This window comes from Desulfobacter latus (genome assembly GCF_013389365.1).
Taxonomy (GTDB): Bacteria; Desulfobacterota; Desulfobacteria; order Desulfobacterales; family Desulfobacteraceae; genus Desulfobacter; species Desulfobacter latus.
The window spans coordinates 1-18,309 of sequence record NZ_JACADJ010000039.1 but is presented as its reverse complement, the minus strand read 5'-3'; the positions used below and the strand labels follow the sequence as shown (position 1 = coordinate 18,309).

Below are 18,309 nucleotides of genomic sequence, written 5' to 3'. Positions count from 1 at the left end.
ATGATCCAGACCCCAAGTTCCCGTGTTGAAGAGTTTGAACGCCTGCCCTTCAAGGAGTTCACCCAAAACGCATATCTGAACTATTCTATGTATGTCATCCTGGACCGGGCCCTGCCCCATATCGGTGACGGGCTCAAACCTGTCCAGCGCAGAATCATATATTCCATGAGCCAACTGGGCCTGTCTTCCACGGCCAAATTCAAAAAATCGGCCAGGACCGTGGGCGATGTCCTGGGTAAATTTCACCCCCACGGGGATACCGCCTGCTACGAGGCCATGGTCCTGATGGCCCAGCCGTTTTCTTTAAGATATCCGCTGGTGGACGGGCAGGGTAACTGGGGTGATCCCAATGATCCCAAGTCCTTTGCAGCCATGCGCTATACGGAATCAAGACTGTCCAGATATGCAACAATTCTTTTGGATGAATTGGAACAGGGCACGGTGGCGTGGGTTCCCAATTTTGACGGTACCCTGGAAGAACCCTCCCTGATGCCGGCGCGTCTGCCCAATATTCTGCTTAACGGCACCAGCGGCATTGCCGTGGGTATGGCCACCTCCATCCCGCCGCATAATTTAAGGGAAATGGCAAAGGCCTTGATCTTTCTCATTGAAAATGAAAATGCCGACACAAAAGACTTGTGTAAATTTATTAAAGGTCCTGATTTCCCCACCCACGCTGAAATCATAACCCCTGCAACAGAAATCGGCGACATCTATGAAAACGGTAAGGGGCGCGTAAAAATGCGGGCGCAGTATATCATAGAAGACGGGGAGCTCGTATTCACAGCCCTTCCCTATCATGCGTCCACTGAAAAAATCTACGAGCAGATCGCCGCCCAGATCACTGCAAAAAAGCTGCCCATGGTGTCGGATCTACGGGATGAATCCGACCACGAAGAGCCGACACGGTTAGTGGTGATGCCACGGTCAAACCGTGTGGATCTTAACGCCCTGGCAGACCATCTTTTTGCCACCACGGATCTTGAAAAATCCTTTTCAATCAACATGAATATGATCGGCCTTGACGGTCGGCCCGGGGTAAAAAATCTAAAAGGAATCCTGAACGAATGGCTTTCGTTCAGAAAAACAACCATTGAAAAGAAATTTCGGTTTCGTCTGGAAAAAATTGTCAGCCGGCTGCATATCCTGGAAGGATTTAAAACCGTTTTCCTCAACCTTGATCAGGTCATCGAAATCATACGCAGGACAGATGATCCAGCCAAAGAACTCATGGACACCTTTAATTTGTCCGAAATCCAGGTTAAGGCGGTTCTGGAAATCCGGTTGCGTCAGCTTGCCAAACTGGAAGAAATTAAAATCACCGAGGAAATGGCCGCACTTTCCAAGGAAAAGGCGCACCTTGATAAGCTCCTGAATTCACCGCGGGCATTTAAGGCGTTTATGATCAAAGAAATTGAAGAAGATGCCAAAAGCTTCGGAGATAAACGCAGATCCCCCATCAAAAAACGCAAGGATGCCGAAGCATTCTCGGTTACGGATATTATCGAAGTAGAGCCTGTCACCATTATTCTGTCCACCAATGGATGGATACGGACAGCAAAGGGCCATGAGATTGATCCTGCAAATGTAAAATTTAGAACCGGGGATCATCTGCTGTGCCATCTGCGCACCCGATCCGACAAACCCATCGTACTCATTGATACTTCGGGCCGGGCATATACCCTGTTCTCCCATGCCCTGCCCTCGGCCAGGGGAAACGGGGAACCCGTCACAGGGCATCTCACCCTTGCCCCGGATGCAACGATCTGCACCATGATTGCCGCCGAAGATGAAGACCTGTTTCTCAACGCTGCTGACAATGGGTATGGTTATATCATCAAATTCAATGATTTTTTAACCAATTTCAAAAACGGAAAGGCAGTAATCACTTTATCCCCAAATGACCAGCCAATGGCACCACTTCCCATATCGGATGTCAATTCCGACAACGTCGCCGCAATCACCACCGACGGCAGGATGCTGATCTTCCCGGTCAACGAGCTGCCGCGCCTGAAAAAAGGCAAAGGCAATAAAATAATTCATATTTCGGCTTCCGGCAAAAGCCCCAATCCCCCTGAAAAGCTTAAGTTTCTAAAAATATTGCCTTTAAATTCAAAGCTTGTTATATATTCCGGCAAACATTTCTTGCGGCTGACACCAGATAACCAGCAGAATTACACAAGTACAAGGGGGCGACGGGGAAAACTGCTTCCCCGTGGATACAGAAAAGTAAATAACCTTGAAATTATCCCCATCCAGCCGGCAACAGATGATACGGATTAATGAAATCATTTTTAACTAAACATTTTATTCTTATAACTCTAACGATTGTAACCTTAGGGAGCGTTCGGTTTTGTGTGTTGATGCATCGCCGGGAAATCGGAAGCACACTGAACACCGTTGAAAAAATATGCAAAAACGGCAAGCTGCGTCTGATTACCAGCAAGGCTGTTAACACCTATTATATATACAATAACAAACCCACGGGGTTTGAGTATGATCTGGCCCGGGAGTTTGCCCGATTCATGAATGTAGAACTTGATATCATAACACCCGGCTGGAGCAGCATGTTCACCTATCTTAAACAAGGCAAAGGTGATTTTATTGCCGCAGGGCTTTCCATTACTGCGCCGCGCCTGGAATATCTGGATTTTTCCATTCCTTACATGACCGTACAGCAGCGTATTATTCACCACAACCTCATCTTTACTCCCAAGGACATTAAAGACATGGCATTTAAAATTTTTCATGTCAGGCGGGGGACCTCCTATCATGACAGGCTGGGAGAGATAAAGGCTTTGGGGGTGAATCTGAAATATGTACTGCATAATAACACCCCCACCGAAGAGCTGATCGCCATGGTTCATGACAGGGAGATCACATTCACCATTGCCGATTCCAATATCGCCCTGCTCAACCGCCGGTTTTTTCCGGATATACGCATCGGCATTCCCATCCAGGAGCGCGAATCCCTGGCCTGGGCGGTTCGGAAAAACGATAGTGAGATGCTCAAGCAGGTCAACAAATTCTTTCTATATGCCACCAACACCGGCATCCTGAAACGCATTACAGCCAGATATTATGGCAATATCGACAATTTCGACGCCTATGACCTGAAAAAATTCCATGAACGTATAGAAACGCGGCTGCCCAAATACAAAAACATAATCAAGGAAGAATCCGCCAAATACGGATTTGACTGGCGCCTGATAGCAGCCATTGTGTATCAGGAATCCCACTTTGACCCGGATGCAAAGAGTTCTACCAATGTTCGCGGACTGATGCAGGTCACCCAAACAACCGCAAAGGAAATGGGCATTAAAAATCGCCGGGATCCTCAGCAAAGCGTCCGCGCAGGGATTAAATATCTATCTTTAATGTACAAACGCTTTGATTATATGGAAGATAAATCCCAGCGACTGTTGTTTGCCCTGGCAAGTTACAATGTCGGATACGGGCACGTCAAAGACGCCATGAGGCTGGCAAAGGAGAAAGGGTACGACCCCACTACCTGGAAAGGACTAAAGGCGACACTTCCTCTATTATCCAAAGCAAAATACTATAAACAGACAAAATACGGATATGCCCGGGGCTGGGAACCGGTTCGATATGTGGAGCGTATCCAGACATATTTCGACATTCTAAAACAAAAAAAAGCTGCCATGACCGGATAAAAAAGTTGTGGTTGGCTTACAAGACATATAAATCTGCCGTGCGTTAAAAATATTTGACGCAATGCCTTGCAGATATACCGAATTGAAACGATTATAACGAAAAATGAGATCATGAATGACCAGAAAAATTCTAATTAATGCAGTAGATCCGGAAGAAAACCGTATCGCCATGGTTTGTGATAATAAACTAGAACAATTTCACATCGAAACAGCCGCTAAGGCAGCTACGAAAGGGAATATATATAAAGGGGTTGTCACCCGGGTGGAACCTAGTTTGCAGGCCGTATTTGTGGATTACGGGGCTGAAAAAAACGGATTTTTGCAAAAAAACGAAATACACCCGGATTATTTCCAGGAGGTCGAAAAAAATAACAAATCCTTGTATAACCTAATTAAAAAAGGCCAGGAGATGATTGTCCAGGTGACCAAGGACCCGATTAATCTCAAAGGGGCGATGCTCACCACCTATATATCTCTTCCCGGGCGGTTCGGCGTACTCATGCCGGGTAACAACACCCGGGGGGTTTCGCGCAAAATTGTTGAGGAAGATGAACGAAAACGGCTGGTTGGAGTTCTCAAGAGCATGAAAATTGCCGAAGGATTTGGAATGATTGTCAGAACCGCAGGCAAGGGTGCCACCAAAACGCTTCTGACCTCAGACCTTCGGTATTTGATGCGCGTATGGAAAAATATCGACAAACAGGCCATGGAAAACCAGTCTCCCTGTCTTCTTTATAAGGAACAAAGCCTGGCCGTGCGATCTTTAAGGGATTATTTTACAACAGATATTACAGAGATCCTTATTGACAACCCAGACACCTACAAAGAAGTTCTGGACTTCATCGGGATGATTGCACCCAAACAGAAAAAGATTGTCCGGCTGTTCAAAAGTGAAAAACCCATTTTTACAAAATACCAGCTTGAGGATCAGATCGCGTCCATTTACAAAAGAGAGGTGGCGCTTAAATCCGGTGGTTTTCTGGTGATCGAACAGACCGAAGCCCTGGTTTCCATTGATGTCAACTCCGGCAAGTCCACAAAAAGAAACAGCATTGAGGAAACCGCCTATCACACCAACCTTGAAGCGGCTGAAGAAGTGGCACGGCAGTTGAGACTGCGGGATATGGGCGGGCTTATCGTGGTGGATTTCATTGATATGAAGGAACGCCGCCACAAGGCAGAGATCACCAAGACCATGAAAAAACATTTAAAATCGGATAAGGCCAGAACCAAAGTGGGCGGAATTACCGCCTTCGGACTTCTTGAAATGTCCAGGCAAAGAATCCGTCATTCCATCACGTATGGGGCCTATGAAGTCTGCAGGCATTGCAATGGCCGGGGGTTGACACCATCTGTTGAAATCCAGGCACTTGCACTGCTTCGAAAATTGGCGCTCAAAACCCTGAAAGCGGAACCGGATCAAAAATTTATCTGCCGGGTACCCGAAGACGTGGCTTATTACATGCTTAATACCAAAAGAGAAGAATTGCTTGAGCTTGAAACAAAACGCCACGTCGCTATAAATATTGAAATAGATTACACAATGGTCTCTGGCCAGAACAGCGTTAATCAGCATTTGTAAACAAGGCTGACTTGACAATATCTATTTTTTTATTGTATCTGGAACAACCCTCAGGTGAGTTTAGAAAGGAGAGGCTTTGCGTACGTACAGGCAGAAACGACACCCAAGGATGCCGATCATCGCCCTTGCCGTGGTTATTGCGACAGTTCTTGTAGTCATTTGGATTGTCATGGACAGGCCACCTGACGACAACAGGCGAACTGAAAAGCAAAAGATGCAAGTCACCCAGGATAAGTCCGGTGTCCCAAAAACTGATTCTTTGCCGGGCGTTGTGGTCAAACAGATAAGCAAACCCACAGTCATTGACTATAATAAGTTGGCAAAAGAAGGCACTCTCAAAGATCTGATGGCATCGCGTAAAAAAGATCTGGGTGTCAAAAACAGTGTGGATATAGTGGTCAAGCCCAATGAGTCCTTTACCGTGGGCGGAAATACGGTTTCCATGGAAAAGGTGCTTGAACAGGCATTTGCCGGCAAGGGTAAGGTTTTTGAAAAGGAATTGGACCAATCCGGTGCCCAAAAGCCGGTGGGGGGAACCAGCTACGGGGTTTATGTGGTTCAGCCGAGGGACAATATTTGGAATATTCACTTCAGGATACTTAAAGAGTATTATATCCATAAAGGTGTTCGATTAGAGGAAAACGCTGATGAACCCGCAATTTCGGGCATGAGTTCGGGAGTCGGCAAAATTTTAAAATTCTCGGAAACCATGGTGATTATTTATAATCTAAAAGAAAAAGAGGTAACTGAGGATATAAATACCATAGACCCGTTAAGCAAGGTGGTTATCTACAATATGGATGAGATAATTGCCCTGCTTGAACAGATTGATCTTAATCATGTGGACAAACTCCGGTTTGATGGAAGTAATATCTGGATACCGGTACATTAATCCGTGCCCATCCATAAAAAGTCTTATTTCTGGACGGAGACAGAAACTTTTAAAAATTTACCCGATTGAAGAAGGAGGAACATGTTGATTAGCACTGCATACGCCATGGGCGCCAATGGTGGACAGGGACAGGCCGGAGGTATAGCCGGTTTTTTACCCATCATTATTCTGTTTGCCATTTTTTATTTCCTGCTCATCAGACCTCAGCAGAAAAAAGCCAAAGAACATAAGGAAATGATCGAAAACCTTAAAAAAGGCAACCGGGTTGTAACGTCCGGCGGCATTTTCGGCACCATTATCTCCTTAGACGACACCACCATCGGCCTTGAGATTGCCGAAAAAGTTAAAATAAAAGTTGCCAGGCCAAACGTTGCCGCCCTGGTATCAGATAATGAGGCCCAGGCCAAATCCAAAGAATAAAATCAACCAAATCCTTCAGGAGTGATGAGATTGAACTTTTTTACCACAAAGCGCGTATTGATTCTGGGGGTTATTGTTGCTGCAATTGTATGCCTGCTTCCCACGTTCACCAATACCTGGCCGCATAAAAAAATCAACCTTGGCCTTGACCTGCAGGGCGGCATGCACCTGGTTCTTGAGGTACAAAACGAAGAAGCGGTTAACGCCGAGATTGACCGTACCATCAGTCAGCTTAAACTGGATTTGAAAAATGAAAAGATACAGCACATGGGCATTGCCAAGGCCGCTGATCATAAAATCATTGCCAGAATTTCAGGCGCAGACAACAGATCAAGTGTGGAAAACCTGTTGTCGGATGAATATGCAAGCCTTGAGATTCCTTCGGTAAAAAATATTGACGGCGGTATTTCCTTTACCCTGCGCCTGCCTGACAAAGAATCGAATTCCATCAAAAAAATGGCGACGGAACAAGCCCTGGAAACCATTCGAAACCGTATCGATGAATTCGGCGTCAGTGAACCGGATATCAGAATCCAGAGCGACAACAGAATTCTTCTGCAGCTGCCGGGTATCAGTGATCCCGAACGTGCCAAGGGTCTGATTGGAAAAACCGCCCAGCTCACGTTTCAGCTTGTGGATGAACAGGGTGATGTCAATACCGCGATACATGGTAAACCCCCTGTTGGGGATGAAATTCTTTATCAGGTGAAAAAAAATGCCGATACAGGCAACCAGACCAAAACGCCTTTTCTGATCAAAAAACATGTGGAGCTTGACGGCAGCCATTTAACCAATGCCCGGGTGGAGTTTGACCAGTTCCAGCAGCCCCAGGTGGGTATTGAATTCAGTCGTAAAGGCGCCAAAATTTTTGAACGGATCACCGGTGCCAATATTAACAAGCGCCTGGCCATTGTATTGGATAAAAATGTATACTCCGCACCCAATATCCAGGATCGCATTTCCGGAGGAAAGGCCGTAATCACAGGGCATTTCACCCTTGAAGAGGCCACGGACCTTGCCATTGCGCTGCGGGCCGGTTCTTTGCCTGCGCCGGTTAAAATCATTGAGGAACGAACTGTTGGTCCCACCCTGGGTGCCGACTCCGTGCGAACAGGCTTGCTGTCCATGCTGGTGGGCGGTGTGCTGGTTGTTATTTTCATGGTCATTTATTACAAAGGCGCAGGTCTGATTGCCGACCTGGCTCTGATTGTAAATATTATTCTGATCGGTGGCGGACTGGCGGTTTTGGGGGCCACCCTGACCTTGCCGGGTATTGCCGGTATCATCCTGACCATTGGTATGGCCGTGGATGCCAATGTTATTATCTTTGAGCGGATCCGGGAGGAGCTTCGGACCGGCCGGTCACCCAAGGCAGCTGTGGATGCCGGGTATGACCGTGCCACATTGACCATTATGGATGCCAATGTCACCACATTTATTGCAGCCATTGTTCTGTTTCAGTTCGGCACAGGCCCCATCAAGGGATTTGCCGTAACCCTAATGCTTGGTATCGTGGCCAGTCTGTTTACTGCCCTGATCCTGTCCAAGAGCATCTACGATATGATTCTGGCAAACAAACAATCCGAAACGTTGAGCATATAAAGGAACTTATCATCATGCAGTTTATCAAGCCGGGTACCAATATTGATTTTATGGGAATGCGGAAAGTCGGTTTTATTTTTTCCCTGATCCTGATTCTGGCAGGTATTGTCTCCCTGATTATTCATAATGGCCCCAATTACGGAATAGATTTTGCCGGCGGTACCCTGGTACAGGTAAAATTCCCCCAGAAAGTTGATGTTTCCGACATCCGTAACGGATTGGACGACATTGGCCTTAACGATGTATCTGTCCAGGGATTTGGTGATCCGGCGGCCAATGAATACCTGATCCGTACCTCCAGTGATGCCGACACCCTGGGCAACCAGCTGGCTGATACCGTCGCAAAAGGGTTGAAGGATGCAACGTCCCTTGCGCCTGATATCCGGCGTGTGGAAATGGTCGGCCCCCAGGTGGGTGAAGATTTAAAGAAAAAAGCACTGCTGGCCATTTTTTATTCTCTGCTTTTTATCACGATTTACATTTCCGGTCGTTTTGAGCAAAAGTGGACCATTGCCGGCATCACAGCCGGCGCATTGATGGCGGCGGTCTACTTTTTATCCGTCGTCAACCTGTCCATGCCTTTTCTAATTGCAGCCGCCTTAATTGTCTCCCTGGTACTGTTCTGGTATCTTCAGCTTCAGTACGCCATCGGCGCCATTGTGGCCCTGATTCACGATGTCACCATTACCGTGGGGATATTTTCCCTGCTGAACCTTGATTTTTCCCTGCAGATTATTGCAGCCCTTTTGACCATCATCGGGTATTCACTGAACGACACCATTATTGTGTTTGACCGAATCCGGGAAAATATCAAGGGGAATTCAAACAATTCCATGGTATCGGACCTGTTCAACCGGAGTATCAATGAAACCCTGTCACGGACCATATTGACATCGCTGACCACATTGGTTGTTCTGCTTGCCCTTTTCCTGCTTGGCGGAGAAATCATTCACAACTTTGCCTTTGCCATGATCATTGGTGTGGTGGTCGGAACCTATTCATCCGTTTTTATTGCATCCCCCATTGTTTTTATGGCCCATAGAAAAAACTAAAGATAACGTCTATGCCCGCACCGCGACAAAACATGATAAGGATTGTACTGCTTTTTCTTATTCTTTTTTCAACTGCGTCCTGCGGATTGCTGAAAACACAGAAACCGCCTGTTCCTCAGGCACAGGATGCACCTGAGCCTGAGGCCACATCAATTCCCATGGATACCCCACTTGACCAGGATATCCGCACCAGATATCTGGAAGAAAAAATCAACCGGCTCGAAAAACGGATTGCACTGCTTGAAAAAAAATCCGGTTCGCAGATCAAACCACCGCCGCCATCATCATCATCATCACAACAGACACCGCCTGCGTCCCCTGCAAAGTCGAATCAGCCGGTTCAACCGGACCATTCTGCACAAACCGGGGATTTAGACCCTGTCAAGCTTTACAAAAAAGGGCGCGCCTTGCTGCTTGAACGTAATATTCCCCAGGCCCAGACACTATTTTCAGATTTTGTCAAACAATTTCCAGACCATGAACTGGCGGACAACGCAGTTTACTGGCTTGGGGAGTGCAGTTACACCACAGGCAATTATGAAACAGCGGCAAAAATTTTTAAAAAACTTGTCCAGACCTATCCCAAGAGTAGAAAAGTTCCGGATGCCCTGCTTAAAACAGGATATTGTTATATATCCATAGACAATGTGAACCAGGCCAATCACTATTTCAAGCAAGTCATCACCCGTTATCCGTTTTCACCGGCAGCAGACAAGGCCCAGCAGAAACTCTCCTTAAACCAATAGTGATTTAACTGATGCCTTGTCCGGACACATATCTGCCATGGTTTCTTTTAGCAGAACTGCCAGGTCTAAGTCCCCGTGCAATTAAAAACCTGATTCAATGTTTTAAAACCCCCGACGCCATTCTAAAAGCATCTAAAACACAACTTTTATCTGTGCCGGATATATCCGCCAAGGTCGTAAAAATCCTTCTTGAACAGAAAACATTTGAACCGGTTGCCCAAAAACGCCTTGCCCAGGTTCAAAATTCCGAATACAGGGTGTTGGTATTAACCGATCCTGAATACCCTGCCCTGCTCAAAGAAATTCCTGATCCCCCTGCCCTTTTATTTTATGACGGTACATTTGATCCCAATACCCCCTGTATCTCCATTGTCGGGTCACGCAATGCGACCCGCTACGGCATAGATACCGCCCGTTACCTTGCAGGGCGTCTTACGGCATTGGGCTTTACTATTGTATCAGGCATGGCCCTAGGGATTGATACCGCCGCCCACAAAGGCGCACTTGAAAATGATGCCGGGCAGACGCTGGCTGTTCTTGGATCAGGCCTTGATTATATCTATCCCAGGCACAACCGGCCTTTATACAGCCGGATCAGAAAACAGGGCGCCGTGGTCTCTGAATTTTTTCCGGATACAGCCCCGTTGCCGGCCAACTTCCCCCGGCGCAACAGGATCATTGCCGGCCTGTCCTGCGGCACGGTTGTGGTGGAGGCTGCCCGAAAAAGCGGTTCTCTGATTACAGCCCGATTAGCCGGGGAATACAACCGCGAGGTATTTGCCGTTCCGGGCAGCATAAAATCCTCCAAAAGCCGGGGAACCCACCATCTGATTAAACAAGGCGCACGCCTTATAGAAAATGAGATGGACATCATTGATGAACTGGCCCAGTTTGTCCATGTCACACATAAAACGCCTGCTGCATTTGAACCAATAAAAAACAAACCAACCATGGACAAAATCCAGACCATGGTATATAAACACCTCGATCTTTACCCCGAACATATTGATCGTATCACCGCGTCAAGCGGTCTGACGAGCGCCCAGGTTTCTGCGGCCCTACTTGACTTGGAATTGTCAGGACTTATTGTTCGTCATTCAGGCAATAAATTTTCAATCTTGGAGGAATAACATTGGCAAAACCGCTTATCATTGTCGAATCGCCAACCAAAATTAAAACCCTGAAAAAGTATATTGGAAAGGACTATAATGTGGCAGCCAGTGCCGGCCACATCCGTGATCTTCCGGTGAAAACTCTGGGAATTGATGTGGACGACAATTTTAAGGCCAAATATGTTAATATAAAAGATAAGTCCAAGGTTATATCCAATCTGAAAAAAACCGCCGGAGACACGGATGAAATATTTCTGGCCCCTGATCCGGATCGTGAGGGGGAGGCCATTGCCTTTCATATCATGGAAATTCTGAAAAAAAAGGGTCGCAAATTCCACCGGGTGCTTATCCATGAATTAACAAAAAAAGGGATTGCCGAGGCCCTTTCCCATCCAACACAACCGGATGTGGACAAGTATGACGCCCAGCAGGCCAGAAGAAAACTGGACCGGCTTGTGGGTTACCAGATATCACCGCTTTTATGGCAAAAGGTCCAAAGGGGACTCAGTGCCGGCCGGGTTCAATCCGTGGCCGTTAAAATCATCTGTGACAGAGAACGGGAAATCCGGGCATTTAAACCGGAAGAATACTGGACCATTACTGCGGATCTTGAGGCCGGAAACCCACCTGTCTTCAATGCGGCGTTGACCAAAATATCCGCGAAAAAAGCCAAGATTACCAATGGGGAACAGGCCCATGCCATTGTGGCAGACCTTGAACAGGCTCAGTTCATTGTACAGGAAATCAAAAACAAGACCATCAAGCGTAATCCGTTACCACCGTTTATCACCAGTAAACTCCAGCAGGATGCCATTAACCGGCTGCGATTCTCTGCCAAAAAAACCATGGTTGTGGCCCAGCAGCTGTATGAAGGCGTTGAGATCGGCAGCGGTGGTCCCGAAGGTCTGATCACATACATGCGTACGGATTCCACGCGTATTGCTCCGGAAGCGGCCCAGGAGGCTTTAGACCTGATCCGGCAGTCCTTTGGCGATGCGTATGCCCTGGATGCCCCCAGATTTTTTAAAAATAAGAACAAAGCCCAGGATGCCCATGAAGCCATCCGCCCGACCTCGGTACACAATACCCCGGAAAAGCTCAAATCCTTTTTGTCGCCGGACCAGTTCAAACTCTACGATCTGATATGGAAACGGTTTGTGGCCTCCCAAATGGCCCAGGCCCTGATCGACCAGAAATCCATCCTGATTGAGGCAACAGAGAAATACCTGTTTTCCGTTTCAGGATCTACGGTCCGGTTTGACGGATTCATGCGGTTGTATGCAACCCATGAAAAAAACATCGAAAAAGGAATCCAGACCCTGCCTGCGGTGACACCCAAGGAAGCGTTAACAACCCATAAAATAAATCCAGATCAGCATTTCACCAAGCCCCCGCCCAGATTCTCTGAAGCATCCCTTGTCAAGGAGCTTGAAAAAAACGGGATCGGGAGGCCATCTACCTATGCATCCATTATCGCCGTGATCCAGGAGAAAGGATATGTGGATCTGGTTAAACGGTATTTTACCCCCAGCGAGCTTGGCTTTATTGTCAATGATCTTTTAGTGCGTGCCTTTCCCAATCTTTTAGATATTTCCTTCACGGCCCAGATGGAAACCAATCTTGATGATGTAGAGCAGGGAAAACTCAAAGAAGTTGAACTGTTAAAAGCGTTTTATTCCGATTTCAAAACCACCTTGGATAATGCCAAGGACAATATGGTTTCCGTCAAGGGCGTAGGCATTGAAACCGACATCAAATGTCCGTTATGCGGCAAACCCGTTAATATCAAAATCGGTAAAAATGGGCATTTTCTGGCCTGTACCGGATATCCCGAATGCAGCTTTACCAGTAATTACACACGGGATGAAAAAGGCAGTATTGAAATTGTAGAAAAAATCCAGGACAGCGAACCGGTCAAGGACTGTCCTAAATGCGGCAAACCCATGGTGGTAAAAGACGGCAGATTTGGATTGTTTATCGCCTGTACCGGATATCCTGAATGCAAACACACGGAATCCTTGGCCCAGGAGAACTCAAATAAAGATACAGGCGTCCCCTGCCCGAATGAGGGGTGCGACGGTACAATTGTGGAAAAACACTCAAAACGCGGAAAAATTTTCTACGGGTGTTCCAGATATCCGGATTGCACGTTTGCCACCTGGGACAAACCTGTCAATGAAAGCTGTCCCGATTGCGGCAGCCCTTATCTACTGGAAAAAGAGACAAAGCGGGACGGCAAAATCCACAAATGCCCGAACCGTTCATGCGGATTCAAAAAAAGTGTTTTGCCTGATCTGGAAAACTAAGATGTTTTCATTATCTGAAAAAGTTATACGGACTTTCTCAGTTGCCAAATTAACTGTTGCTGATTTTATAGAATTCGGCAAGAAAACCCACTGATCACCGAAGGTGTCGGTGGGATGAATTGCCGCTTTTTAGCCTTGCTGTTCAATATACCTCTTAATTGTTTCAATTGAAGCATTACCACCCTCGGTTCGATAGTTTTTTATTAAATAAATTCAATTACTTATTAACTTTAGTGTAAATTTTGAAAACAAATGCCAGATTCAGATCAAGTCTATTTAAGGTTATCTATTTGATTTTATTGATAAAATCAAATAGATAATTATTTCAAATATTTATAAGTAACCATTTGAAATAATTAATAAATAAATTTAATATTTGACATTAAAAACCATCGAACCGACAGTCATGATAAAGCTCGCACAAAGACACGGAGACACAAAGAATTTTTAATCTCCCACTAAAGCACAAAGGGTTTTATTGAATGGTTTCGTTGATTAGGCGGGTAATTCCGTCTTTCATTTAAGAAAGTAAGAGCCGTTTTTTGGGGCACCTCTAAACTTAATGAGCCTTTTTCTTTTTAAATCTGCGATATCTCTTTTAGCCGTTTTTTCTGAAACCTTCCAGTGTTCGGCAATATCATTTGCTGATACTTTGACACCGACTTTTACCTGATCAAGAAACCATTGCTGCCTGCTGTTTACAGGGACATTTACAGGGACATTTTCTTCATGGGTTTCTGGATGAGGCCTGAATGCAACCTTCATGGACACCCCCTGTTCTATCCATTCCGGTTCAGGATAGCCACCATCACGACATGATTTTATAATTCTGCTATACCCGCTTCCCCATTCTTCCATTAATCCCAATTCCCTGAAAACGCAACAGATTACCCTGTTTCTCACTTTGCTTACACCGGCTTTGAAATCATCAAGGGTCATTCCAAAAGGCAGCATCCCAGGATTCTGAATTTCCATACGGTCTGAAAATATTGATATGAAAATCCGCATCCCTTTAATTGAATAGTCGGTATGGGCCAAAGAGTTGATTAAAACTTCCCTTACGGCTATTTCGGGGTATGAAGGAATATCTTCTCTGTGAAATGATTCTATTTTAGAATAAAGTCGTGTGTTGCGTTTAATGAATTTGGGAACAGTGTCAATAACATCAAAATAATTTCCTTCGATATCCAGGCGATCGATAAATTCCGACTTATCTCTCCCGCGGAAACGGGCACAACTGACCCGTGCGTCGGGGAAAAAACGATTCCGGACGTCTCCTTTTCCAAAAAGGATCAGGCAACCGTTGGAAAGGATCTTTTTTACAATTTCAATATCAAGATTTATCAGCTGGGCAATCTCCTGATCGGACAGGTTTTTCTTTTTCATATTTTTGAGTCTCAAGAGCTTTCAAGTGGGCCATTACAACTATGGCGAAAGGGTTATTTTGTCTCTGAAGCCAGGACCACTGTCCCCTGTAATCAAGAAGTTTGTTTTTTTTAATGTAACCTCAATCAGCTTGTCTGCATACTTTTGCCCGGCAACAGATGCCTTTGTTATTTTCTGGAGTTCTTTATCCAGAAATTTGATTTCCCGGGACCAGTCTATATCGTTTTCCGATCCAGGCACGAAGAAAGACATGAATTGAGGAAAGAACGTTTCAATAACCTGCTTCCAGGGAGAATCAAAGGTTTGTTTTTTCTTTTCAGACATGCTTTTTTTAAAAAAAGTTTCCCGACTCGTTTGAAATGTTCGGGCTTGGTCATAACATCGGCCACAGCGTAGGTTGGGTTGAACGAAGTGAAACCTAACAACTTATCGGCGTTGGGTTTCGTTCCTCAACCCAACCTACCGGAAATTCGTATGGCCTAAAATATGACCAAGGCCAAATGTTCGATCAGACTTTTCTCCAATTTCAGTAGATCACAAAATTCGGGCTGTTTCCAGATTTGTCGGCATCAGCCATTTGACATATACTTTTATAAAAAACCTTTTGGTTATACACACCCTCCGAAGAGGGGTAAGATTCGCCTCGCCAATGTTCAGCAGGCTTTACAACGTGGTTGACCGCTCCTTTCTCACAGAGCTTTTACAGTGCCACGACAGCGCTTTGGGCCGGCGAATACATCTAAAGGTGTCTATATCCTGCCGAACGTAGTCCCAACAAATGGGACTCAGGCTAGTCAACCTGGGCTTTTACAAGCCCCTTCTGAATCTTTGATTCTGGAGGGGTAGTTTGACATATCAGGCCGCATTCAGATCCGGTTGCGATTCCACATAAGTAACCAGTATTTGCTCTGTCGGTGATGCCTGAAAATGGGTTACCTTCAAAAATTGACTTACCGGCATTGTTGTCAATACCTGTATGACCAATTTCCGTAGGTCCTCTGACACATCATCAAGTTTATCTAATGCGTAACTGCGCGGTCCATATTCAGTATGTTCAGTCAAAATAGAAAAGTGTAGAACAGAAAGACTAATGGCCCGACGAGTCTGTATATTGATTCTCAAAATAAGGTGATCGGTTAATTCGACCCCTGTCGCTGGTTCATTTTCGCCGAAGAAAAACTCAAGAATATCAGCTTCCCGGTCATAGACCAAACGAACGGATGTGCCGTCTGCTGCGGTTTTTTGTGTTTGAAAAAATGATGAATTGTTCATACCTTCACCTTTTAGGTTGAATGAATTTTGCCCATCCAGTCACTATGAAATTGTTGGGCGCATAGTCACCATGTGCATCAAGGCCCATTTTAAAAATGACGATAGCCACCAAATGGTTATTATCCGGCAATAATTCATCGAAGTGTTTGTAATAACGATACTCGTTGGGGATCAGAGCATCTCGCTTGCGATGGCCCGTCCTGACAGTTTCGAGGAACTGATCAAAGAATGGCTCCAACTCAGGACGTGATTCCAGGATGTGCTGCCAACGTTCTTCTGTGATATATACCGCATGCCCGTGGCGATCTTGTATCGTCCATTTTCTCATATTCATAAATTCCACGCTTCTTCATTTGCGTGGTGTCACGCTCGAACTGCTTTGTGTGTGCGGGTGTAAGCATCAGGTTCCCAATTTTCTAAATCAGGTTCGATTCGAGCCCTGATTGTGGATGTTTTACTCATTATTTACCCCCCCCCTTTGGATATATTATATTTGTGGCTCAGACGGGGAACATCGCAAAATGTGTTCCGGTCCGTTCAAAAACGGCTTTATTCGATTCGATCATATACTTTTGTGTTGGCTGGACCAGGGTATTGGCAAAAATTTTCTTTTTGTTCATTTATTCTTTTGACTCCAAAAGGTGTAAAGGATCACAAAGGGGGCCGCTGGAGACGGGCCCCTTATAAGCCCCTAAAGAATATGATATCCGCCTTTTTTCGGAACCCCTTTAAATCTGCGATATCTCTTTTAGCCGTTTTCTCTGAAACCTTCCAGTGTCCGGCAATATCAGTGGCTGTTACTTTGACACCGACTTTTACCTGATCAAGAAACCATTGCTGCCTGCTGTTTATAGGGACATTTACAGGGACATCTTCTTCATGGGTTTCTGGATGAGGCCTGAATGCAACCTTCATGGACACCCCCTGTTCTATCCATTCCTGTTCAGGATAGCCACCATCACGACATGACTTTATAATTCTGCTATACCCGCTTCCCCATTCTTCCATTAATCCTAATTCCCTGGAAACGCGGCAGATTACCCTGTTTCTCACTTTACTTACACCGACTTTGAAATCATCAAGGGTCATTCCAAAAGGCAGCATCCCAGGATTCTGAATTTCCATACGGTCTGAAAATATTGATATGAAAATCCGGCATCCTTCAAAAGTACTTTACACTTTTTTTGATCATTCCCCTTTGTAGAGGCTTTCCCCAAAAGACTGTAAAGTACTTTTGAGGTCATATGAAGGATGCCGAAAATCCGCATCCCTTTAATTGAATAGTCGGTATGGGCCAAAGAGTTGATTAAAACTTCCCTTACGGCTATTTCTGGGTATGAAGGAATATCTTCTCTGTGAAATGATTCTATTTTAGAATAAAGTCGTGTGTTGCGTTTAATGAATTCTGTTTCATTGGTCCCTATACAAGGCATTTGGTCAAAATAAATTCCTGATGAAGATCTTTTCAACTCTTTAAGAATTTCATCTCCGGCTTTCCTGTTGGTTGAACCAAGCCTGATATAGACTCCCTGTTCAGGCCCTTGACTTTTCAGGTAAAAAGGGCCTCGCCAGCGAGCAACCTTGATCAATAGCAGATGTACACCTTGAAAAGAGACTATCTCGATTTCCGGCATCATCCCAGGCATTATGCCGTCTGAAATTGAACTGGCAAGACTTTCTTCAGCCTGAAGGACATCTTCAATTCCGATTACCGTTTTATCGTCATCTACTCCGATGACAATAGTTCCGCCGGCAGTATTTGCAAAGGCAACAATGGTTTTCAGGATGGGTTTAAAAGACGAAATATCTCGCTTAAATTCAAGAACTTTACTTTCTTGGAGTTGTATGATTTTTTCTATGGTCTTCAATTTTTTTGTGTCTTAATGAGCGCGATTATACCAGTCTTTTCTTTGCGGCTTTGTGTCTTTGTGTGAGAAAAATTAATTATTCGAATTCGACTCGATGATAAATCTCGGAAAGTAGTAATTGGCATTCAATAGATTCAAGTTTGATGTTTGTATACGTAATTTGGGCGCAGTATACTTAATTGCATGGTGGATCTGGAAATAGTTTTTTTAGAAGATTCTTTTTAAGCTTTTTATCATTTGTGATCTGGTCAATATCTTTGTTGAATTTTTGGCATCCTTCATATAAGTTCAAAAGTACTTTACAGTTTTTATCATCAGAATTTTGATCGCAACTATCTTGTCACAGCAAAATACCGTGTTTATTATACTCAAATATGAATTGTGATTATCTCAACAT

Annotated in this window: 16 protein-coding genes; 10 read left to right on the top strand and 6 right to left on the bottom strand. The window is 45.2% G+C overall.

The window, feature by feature from the left end; genetic code table 11:
• From parC to topA, 10 genes are all read left to right on the top strand, one after another.
• Entirely contained in the window at positions 1-2,283 is a 2,283-nt protein-coding gene (parC, locus tag HXW94_RS11455) for a DNA topoisomerase IV subunit A (RefSeq protein WP_178367036.1), read from the top strand.
• Positions 2,283-3,674, top strand: a complete 1,392-nt coding sequence (gene mltF, locus HXW94_RS11450) for a membrane-bound lytic murein transglycosylase MltF (RefSeq protein ID WP_178367035.1) — start codon at positions 2,283-2,285, stop codon at positions 3,672-3,674. Before parC ends, mltF begins: the two co-directional genes overlap by 1 nt.
• A 115-nt stretch (positions 3,675-3,789) precedes the next feature.
• Complete coding sequence (locus HXW94_RS11445; protein ID WP_178367034.1) at positions 3,790-5,256, top strand: Rne/Rng family ribonuclease; 1,467 nt, start codon at positions 3,790-3,792, stop codon at positions 5,254-5,256.
• 76 nt (positions 5,257-5,332) lie between these two features.
• Positions 5,333-6,148: a hypothetical protein gene (locus tag HXW94_RS11440; protein WP_178367033.1), complete on the top strand. Its 816-nt coding sequence runs from the start codon at positions 5,333-5,335 to the stop codon at positions 6,146-6,148.
• 81 nt (positions 6,149-6,229) lie between these two features.
• Positions 6,230-6,568: a preprotein translocase subunit YajC gene (gene yajC / locus HXW94_RS11435; protein WP_178367032.1), complete on the top strand. Its 339-nt coding sequence runs from the start codon at positions 6,230-6,232 to the stop codon at positions 6,566-6,568.
• Between the two features lie 30 nt (positions 6,569-6,598).
• Positions 6,599-8,170, top strand: coding sequence for a protein translocase subunit SecD (gene secD / locus HXW94_RS11430; RefSeq protein WP_178367031.1), 1,572 nt, complete (start codon positions 6,599-6,601; stop codon positions 8,168-8,170).
• Positions 8,171-8,184: 14 nt separating this feature from the next.
• The gene (secF, locus tag HXW94_RS11425; RefSeq protein WP_178367030.1) at positions 8,185-9,222 is read left to right on the top strand and encodes a protein translocase subunit SecF; all 1,038 of its coding nucleotides are present in this window, start codon (positions 8,185-8,187) and stop codon (positions 9,220-9,222) included.
• A gap of 11 nt (positions 9,223-9,233) precedes the next feature.
• Complete coding sequence (gene ybgF, locus HXW94_RS11420) at positions 9,234-9,968, top strand: tol-pal system protein YbgF (RefSeq protein ID WP_178367029.1); 735 nt, start codon at positions 9,234-9,236, stop codon at positions 9,966-9,968.
• 11 nt (positions 9,969-9,979) lie between these two features.
• The gene (gene dprA, locus HXW94_RS11415) at positions 9,980-11,098 is read left to right on the top strand and encodes a DNA-processing protein DprA (protein WP_246293907.1); all 1,119 of its coding nucleotides are present in this window, start codon (positions 9,980-9,982) and stop codon (positions 11,096-11,098) included.
• 2 nt (positions 11,099-11,100) lie between these two features.
• Positions 11,101-13,386 (top strand): type I DNA topoisomerase, encoded by a 2,286-nt coding sequence (gene topA, locus HXW94_RS11410; RefSeq protein WP_178367028.1) that lies wholly within the window; start codon positions 11,101-11,103, stop codon positions 13,384-13,386.
• A gap of 516 nt (positions 13,387-13,902) precedes the next feature.
• Here the strand turns inward: topA and HXW94_RS11405 are convergent.
• From HXW94_RS11405 to HXW94_RS11380, 6 genes are all read right to left on the bottom strand, one after another.
• Positions 13,903-14,772 (bottom strand): ATP-binding protein, encoded by an 870-nt coding sequence (locus tag HXW94_RS11405; protein ID WP_178367027.1) that lies wholly within the window; start codon positions 14,770-14,772, stop codon positions 13,903-13,905.
• A gap of 39 nt (positions 14,773-14,811) precedes the next feature.
• Positions 14,812-15,096, bottom strand: coding sequence for a hypothetical protein (locus HXW94_RS11400; protein ID WP_246293905.1), 285 nt, complete (start codon positions 15,094-15,096; stop codon positions 14,812-14,814).
• Between the two features lie 531 nt (positions 15,097-15,627).
• Positions 15,628-16,044 (bottom strand): DUF2283 domain-containing protein, encoded by a 417-nt coding sequence (locus HXW94_RS11395; RefSeq protein WP_178367026.1) that lies wholly within the window; start codon positions 16,042-16,044, stop codon positions 15,628-15,630.
• A gap of 4 nt (positions 16,045-16,048) precedes the next feature.
• Positions 16,049-16,372 (bottom strand): hypothetical protein, encoded by a 324-nt coding sequence (locus tag HXW94_RS11390; protein WP_178367025.1) that lies wholly within the window; start codon positions 16,370-16,372, stop codon positions 16,049-16,051.
• 353 nt (positions 16,373-16,725) lie between these two features.
• Positions 16,726-17,148 carry an ATP-binding protein gene (locus tag HXW94_RS11385; protein ID WP_246293918.1) on the bottom strand — a complete coding sequence of 141 codons (423 nt, stop codon included), beginning with the start codon at positions 17,146-17,148 and terminating at the stop codon, positions 16,726-16,728.
• Complete coding sequence (locus tag HXW94_RS11380; RefSeq protein WP_178367023.1) at positions 17,130-17,912, bottom strand: AlbA family DNA-binding domain-containing protein; 783 nt, start codon at positions 17,910-17,912, stop codon at positions 17,130-17,132. The genes HXW94_RS11385 and HXW94_RS11380 overlap by 19 nt, the downstream gene beginning before the upstream one ends.
• Between the last annotated feature and the right edge of the window lie 397 nt (positions 17,913-18,309).